Origin of the sequence: Pseudomonas sp. PS01297, from assembly GCF_029959305.1 — a bacterium.
In the GTDB taxonomy this organism is placed as follows: Bacteria; Pseudomonadota; Gammaproteobacteria; order Pseudomonadales; family Pseudomonadaceae; genus Aquipseudomonas; species Aquipseudomonas helleri.
The window spans coordinates 75,052-81,442 of the sequence record NZ_JASCPQ010000009.1; the positions used below are offsets into that span (position 1 = coordinate 75,052).

The following is a 6,391-nucleotide window of genomic DNA, read 5'->3' on the forward strand; positions in this document are numbered from 1 at the left end:
GCCATCGAAATAAACAATAAACGCTGAAAGGAGTTGCTGAGCCTTAAGCTGCAGCTGCTTCTTTCTGGTCGCGAAGTGCCGCCAGAGTACGAGCCAATTTGCTGGTAGCGCCTTGAATCACGCTCATCAGCTGAGAAATTGCTTCGTCACGGGTCGGCAGGCTTGCCAGTACGTCGATCTGATTAGCTGCGAGGAACTTGCCCTCGAACGCAGCTGCCTTGATCTCGAACTTATCCTGACCTTTAGCGAACTCTTTGAACAAACGGGCAGCAGCGCCTGGATGTTCGTTGGAGAATGCGATCAAGGTCGGGCCAGTGAACACGTCGTTGAGAACACTGTATTCAGTGTCAGCAACAGCGCGCTTGAGCAGGGTGTTACGTACAACACGTACGTAAACGCCAGCTTCACGAGCCTCTTTACGGAGTCCGGTCATAGCGCCTACTGTCACGCCGCGGGCATCAGCCACAACAGCAGACAGGGCAACTTTGGCAGCCTCGTTGACTTCAGCGACGATGGCCTTCTTGTCTTCGAGTTTAATTGCCACGGGTTTAACTCCTGCTTGTTACCGTTTCATCTGACCTGAGTCGGATGTCGTTTTGGTGTCTGATTCGGTAAGGAACCGGGAGCACCATCTGCGTAGGCTTGAGGTTTAAGACTTGCGCCGCCTACGGTCTTGGATAGCCCCCGCCAGGCAGGGACCCCAATCTTTCATTGGCGCAGCACGCTGCGCCAATTTGTCTTACGCGTCCAACGAACCTTGGTCGATGACCAGGCCTGGGCCCATAGTGGTGCTCAGAGTAACGCGCTTAACATAAATACCTTTCGAGGAAGCTGGCTTGATACGCTTCAAATCAGCGATCAGGGCTTCAACGTTTTCCTTCAGTTGAACAGCGTCGAAACCGACTTTGCCAACGGAAGTGTGGATGATACCGTTTTTGTCGGTGCGATAACGAACCTGACCAGCTTTTGCGTTCTTAACCGCGGTCGCTACGTCTGGAGTTACAGTACCAACCTTAGGGTTAGGCATCAGACCACGTGGACCGAGGATCTGACCCAACTGACCTACAACACGCATTGCGTCCGGGGAAGCAATAACTACGTCGTAGTTCAGGTCGCCGCCTTTCATTTCGGCAGCCAGGTCGTCCATACCAACGCGATCAGCGCCAGCAGCCAAAGCAGCTTCAGCAGCTGGACCCTGGGTGAACACAGCTACACGTACAGTCTTGCCAGTGCCGTGTGGCAGCACAGTTGCGCTACGAACAACCTGGTCAGATTTACGTGGGTCTACGCCCAGGTTAACAGCGATGTCGAAAGACTCGCTGAACTTAACAGTCGACAGCTCAGCCAGCAGAGCAGCAGCGTCTACAAAGTTGTAAGACTTGCCAGCTTCAATTTTACCGGCGATTGCCTTTTGACGCTTAGTCAGCTTAGCCATTACACACCCTCCACGTTAAGGCCCATGCTACGAGCAGAACCGGCGATGGTACGCACGGCTGCATCCAAATCAGCTGCAGTCAGATCCGCGTTTTTGGTTTTCGCGATTTCTTCCAGCTGAGCACGGGTAACGGTGCCAACCTTAACGGTGTTAGGGCGAGCCGAACCGCTAGTCAGACCAGCAGCCTTCTTCAGCAGAACCGAAGCAGGGGTCGACTTGGTTTCGAATGTGAAGCTACGGTCGCTGTATACAGTGATGATCACTGGAGTCGGCAGGCCTGGCTCAATACCCTGAGTACGGGCGTTGAAAGCTTTGCAGAATTCCATGATGTTCACACCGTGCTGACCCAAAGCTGGACCAACAGGTGGGCTTGGGTTGGCCTGAGCGGCCTTCACTTGCAGCTTGATGTAAGCGGTAATCTTCTTGGCCATGAGGCACTCCAATTACGGGTTCAGACGCCTAACTTAAAAGGCTCCCCGGTTACTTGCGTGTTTATCCCAGTGACGACAAAACCCCACGACCGAAGCCGTGGGGTTGGGATGCGTGTTCAGCTAGACCTTTTCGACCTGGCTAAACTCTAGCTCCACCGGAGTGGAACGTCCGAAAATGAGCACAGCCACCTGAATGCGACTCTTTTCGTAGTTAACTTCTTCGACCGTGCCGTTAAAGTCGGCAAACGGACCGTCGGTGACGCGAACAACTTCACCCGGCTCGAACAACGTCTTCGGCTTGGGCTTGTCGCTACCATCAGCAACGCGACGCAGAATTGCTTCTGCCTCTTTATCTGTAATCGGTGCAGGCTTGTCAGCAGTGCCACCGATGAATCCCATGACACGAGGGGTATCCTTGACCAAGTGCCAAGTACCTTCGCTCATGTCCATCTGGACTAGCACATAACCAGGGAAGAACTTGCGCTCGCTTTTGCGTTTCTGGCCATTACGCATTTCAACCACTTCTTCAGTGGGAACCAGAATTTCGCCGAAGCCATCTTCCATGCCTGCCAGCTTAATACGCTCAATCAGAGAGCGCATAACATGCTTTTCGTAACCCGAATAAGCATGCACTACGTACCAACGCTTAGCCACGGGACACCCTTAGCCAACAATCAAGGAAACAAGCCAGCCGAGCAGGGAATCCAAACCCCACAACAGCAACGCCATAACAAGAACAACAGCCACTACGATCAACGTAGTCTGCGTAGTTTCTTGGCGAGTCGGCCATACGACTTTACGAATCTCAGTACGAGCTTCCTTTACCAAGACAGCAAACGACTTGCCTTTTGCGGTTTGCAAGCCTACGTAGGCAGCAACAGCAGCAATCACAAGAAGTGCAATGACGCGATACAGGATCGGCGAACCAGAATAATACTGATTCCCAACAACGCCAACTACCACAAGGGCAACCACTACTAGCCACTTGAGGAGATCGAAGCGAGAGCCTTGAACTTCAGCCTTGGGAGTCATCAAAGAGGATCCTGTGAAAAGAAAGCCAGACGCATTGAGCGAATCTGGCAGGTCAGGAGGGAATCGAACCCCCAACCTACGGTTTTGGAGACCGTCGCTCTGCCAATTGAGCTACTGACCTAAAACATTATCGAGCCGCCGATTATGCAGACCCGAGAGAGACTTTTCAACAACCTTTGCAATTACTTTATCGCCAAGCCCAAAACCTAACGACACGCAAGCAGCAGAATGCAGGCCACCAACGACAGCAATCGCCAACCAGAGTAGCGACACCTTGCAACAGCGCCACCAGCAAACACTCCGGACAAGCTTTTCAGCCCGTTAAAACAAAGGCAGATATTTTCATATCTGCCTTGTTTATATGGAGCTCTTGAGCGGATTTGAACCGCTGACCTCACCCTTACCAAGGGTGTGCTCTACCAACTGAGCTACAAGAGCAAAACACCATTGAAACCAGCGCGAATGGAGCGGGTGGCGGGAATCGAACCCGCATCATCAGCTTGGAAGGCTGAGGTTCTACCACTAAACTACACCCGCAAATCATGCTGATTTGCGCAAATATGGTGGAGGGGGAAGGATTCGAACCTTCGAAGTCGTAGACGTCAGATTTACAGTCTGATCCCTTTGGCCGCTCGGGAACCCCTCCTGAGCTGAGCGGGATTCTACATCATCCCAGCTCTTTGTCAACCGCTTTTCTCAATTAAATCATCAAGTTAGCTTTCTGACTTACTCCACACTTTCTACCGCTTCCGGTGTTCACTGTGGAGCGGGCGCCATTCTATGCAAACTATCGGGTGCCTGCAACCCCTGACACTGCTTTTTTTCGTATTTCAAATCATTGAATTCATTGAGAAGACTTTGTAGAACCTTTTCAACAGCCTGCACATTGTCCGACGGAGAAAGGACCAGGACAAAATCACCTGCGCCGGCACGATCCAGACTATCCAAACCACTCTTTATGCCTGCATCTGACAAACTTTTTTTAATCTTTGTCTCAGCGTCAGAACGGATCAAACCGCTCAGGTAGAAGCAGACATCCTTATCACTGCTCGCGTTTTCTTGAGGCCGTACAGCGACAAGCCCCGTTCGCGTTTCACTCAGCAGCTGTATTTCCTGCTTGTTTCCTTTGTACAGCGATAGAGATACAACCTCCTTAGCTTTAAGAGGAGCTTCTTGCTGATGCCATATAAAGTAGAAAATATTCAATACAACCAGCAGCAGAAACAACCAGCGCATAGAAACCTCAATAAACAGGACAAGCTGCAGCCAAGCCTATGAACACAAGATCTTTCACCAAGCGACCCTCAGGCACAGCGCAAGCCACGAGATCTGCATCACCGCCCGTGAGAAACACCTCGAAATCATCCCCCCAGTAATCACGCGCCAATTGCAACTGACTCAGGACGAACCCTCGCAACATCATTAGACAGCCGCGCTCCACAGCTTCAACAGTCGTCCGCCCCGGGCTATTTCGCAACAACGCCTGCTCAGCGGAAAGATTGTCATATCTGATTCGCCGGGTATGCGTGCGCAACTCGTTACGCATTAACGGCAATCCAGGGCATATAAACCCACCTAAATGCTTACCGTCTTTAGCCACAAAATCGGCCGTTACGGCTGTACCCAGATCCAGTACAAGACAGGCGCGCCTAGAGAGCTCATATGCGCCAACCAAGGCTAGCCAGCGGTCCAAGCCTAGACGCTCGAAATCCTCATAACCGTTCGTTACCCCCGCCATCACTCTTGCCGGGCTAGCACAGATTACTTCTACCGAGAATGTGGACGATAAGAGAGATGCCAGACTCTCAGTTTCGTCGTCACTGCGCACACTCACCAAACGGCAACGCGTGATGCGCAGCAATGGAGTTGCCAAGAGCGCAGCTATGAGACCAGCATCGGAATCTACAACTCCACCTTCAACCACAGCATCGCCATCAAGTACTCGCCACTTGATAAAACTGTTACCGCAATCCATTTCAAGAATCATGGCGCAACCTCAAGCTCAGCTCGCCACCACTAAAGACTTTTTCCTGCCCTGCAACGTTAAGACGCAATGCGCCCTGCTGATCAACGCCGGCAACCACGCCATCAACAGTATGCGTACCCGCAATCAACGTAACCTCTCGCCCTTGCCACAAATGGTTAGATTCCCACTCTGCCTGAATAGCAGCGAATCCCTCATCCTCGTGGCGAATCAGATAACCCTGTAACTTGCGCCCCAAGGTGACAATCAGCTCGTTCCGATTGATCGCCTGACCCGCCTCCAGGCGAACGGATGTCCAGGATTGATCAACATCGTTGGCGACCATCATATTAACGTTAATACCGATACCTATAACGACATGGCAAACATCAGCAGGATCACCCACCAGCTCGAGCAGAATACCTGCGATTTTTTTATTGCCCACCAGCACATCGTTTGGCCACTTCAAGCCCGCATCGCAGCGACTAAACTCGTGAAGCGAACTCAAAACCGCTAGACCTACAATCAAGCTCAGCCCTTCAAGCTGACGCATGCCACCATCAATTCGAAGCACCAGGCTGTAGTAAATATTTTCGGCAAAGGGGCTGATCCACTTTCGCCCTCTTCTACCGCGGCCGGCACTCTGCTGCTCAGCCAGGACCACAAACGGCGCCGGCACCCCGCCTGCAATTTGGCGCAAGGCTTCAGCATTCGTTGAATCTAAGGACTCATGAATAAAAGCAGGGTAGGGACTTTCAGCGAGCTGCTCGTGCTCAAGAAGCTCAAGCGGCATGGCCAATTGATAGCCACGACCACGAACTTTATGGATAGACAGGTTCATATCCGCTTCCATACGCTGCAGTTGCTTCCAGACCGCACTACGGCTAATGCCGAGCGCAGCACCCAGCGCTTGCCCAGAATGAAAACGACCATCTTTAAGAAGCTTCAACAACGTCAGCATGCAAGTTACGCCTCACAATCAGGCACGCATAATAACGACGAGCCACGCTATTGCATAGAAACCCTGTAAGACAAGTACTGTACAACACCAGCAAGGATCGCTGCGTTTTACGCACAGCATGCTTTGCCACATTGGCAGAGCTTTTTCGAGCACAAAAACAAAATCCCTGTCTGCGTGAGCAGACAGGGATTTTGGAATTTAATCTTGACGATGACCTACTCTCACATGGGGAAACCCCACACTACCATCGGCGATGCATCGTTTCACTACTGAGTTCGGGATGGGATCAGGTGGTTCCAATGCTCTATGGTCGTCAAGAAATTCGGTAGCCAGGTCGTTACGTGCGTAACGCTCCAGCGAATGGGTATGTAATAGAGTCGGTGTTTTGTGAGTTGCAAACTTTCGGTTCGTATCGTCTTCACACACCGCAATCTGGTCGCTTTGGTTACAAAGCCTACTCAAATTGCTTGGGTGTTATATGGTCAAGCCTCACGGGCAATTAGTATTGGTTAGCTCAACGCCTCACAGCGCTTACACACCCAACCTATCAACGTCGTAGTCTTCGACGG

At 51.6% G+C, this 6,391-nt stretch carries 8 protein-coding genes, 4 tRNA genes and 2 rRNA genes; all 14 read right to left on the minus strand.

The features are described 5' to 3' along the window. Window positions 1–43 precede the first annotated feature (43 nt). Window positions 44–544: a 50S ribosomal protein L10 gene (gene rplJ, locus QMX84_RS05440; protein ID WP_003444392.1), complete on the minus strand. Its 501-nt coding sequence runs from the start codon at window positions 542–544 to the stop codon at window positions 44–46. 195 nt (window positions 545–739) lie between these two features. Further along, entirely contained in the window at window positions 740–1,435 is a 696-nt protein-coding gene (gene rplA / locus QMX84_RS05445) for a 50S ribosomal protein L1 (RefSeq protein WP_048362306.1), read from the minus strand. Beyond that, window positions 1,435–1,866: a 50S ribosomal protein L11 gene (rplK, locus tag QMX84_RS05450; RefSeq protein ID WP_048362305.1), complete on the minus strand. Its 432-nt coding sequence runs from the start codon at window positions 1,864–1,866 to the stop codon at window positions 1,435–1,437. Before rplK ends, rplA begins: the two co-directional genes overlap by 1 nt. 120 nt (window positions 1,867–1,986) lie before the next feature. Further along, on the minus strand, window positions 1,987–2,520 hold the full coding sequence (gene nusG, locus QMX84_RS05455; RefSeq protein WP_026014126.1) for a transcription termination/antitermination protein NusG: 534 nt from the start codon (window positions 2,518–2,520) through the stop codon (window positions 1,987–1,989). A 9-nt stretch (window positions 2,521–2,529) separates the two neighbouring features. After that, the gene (gene secE, locus QMX84_RS05460) at window positions 2,530–2,898 is read right to left on the minus strand and encodes a preprotein translocase subunit SecE (protein WP_016779165.1); all 369 of its coding nucleotides are present in this window, start codon (window positions 2,896–2,898) and stop codon (window positions 2,530–2,532) included. Between the two features lie 45 nt (window positions 2,899–2,943). Continuing rightward, a tRNA-Trp gene (locus QMX84_RS05465) sits at window positions 2,944–3,019 on the minus strand. Window positions 3,020–3,260: 241 nt separating this feature from the next. Beyond that, window positions 3,261–3,336 (minus strand) — tRNA-Thr (locus QMX84_RS05470). Window positions 3,337–3,361: 25 nt separating this feature from the next. Continuing rightward, a tRNA-Gly gene (locus tag QMX84_RS05475) sits at window positions 3,362–3,435 on the minus strand. 24 nt (window positions 3,436–3,459) lie between these two features. Next, window positions 3,460–3,544 (minus strand) — tRNA-Tyr (locus QMX84_RS05480). A gap of 110 nt (window positions 3,545–3,654) precedes the next feature. Continuing rightward, the gene (locus QMX84_RS05485) at window positions 3,655–4,134 is read right to left on the minus strand and encodes a hypothetical protein (RefSeq protein ID WP_282363365.1); all 480 of its coding nucleotides are present in this window, start codon (window positions 4,132–4,134) and stop codon (window positions 3,655–3,657) included. Between the two features lie 7 nt (window positions 4,135–4,141). After that, a complete protein-coding gene (locus tag QMX84_RS05490) occupies window positions 4,142–4,885 on the minus strand; it encodes a pantothenate kinase (RefSeq protein WP_282363366.1) in 744 nt (247 codons plus the stop codon). Further along, window positions 4,875–5,822, minus strand: a complete 948-nt coding sequence (birA, locus tag QMX84_RS05495; protein ID WP_282363367.1) for a bifunctional biotin--[acetyl-CoA-carboxylase] ligase/biotin operon repressor BirA — start codon at window positions 5,820–5,822, stop codon at window positions 4,875–4,877. The genes QMX84_RS05490 and birA overlap by 11 nt, the downstream gene beginning before the upstream one ends. A 202-nt stretch (window positions 5,823–6,024) precedes the next feature. Continuing rightward, window positions 6,025–6,140: ribosomal RNA gene (rrf, locus tag QMX84_RS05500) — 5S ribosomal RNA — on the minus strand. A 160-nt stretch (window positions 6,141–6,300) separates the two neighbouring features. Beyond that, window positions 6,301–6,391 (minus strand): 23S ribosomal RNA (locus QMX84_RS05505); the annotation flags it as partial.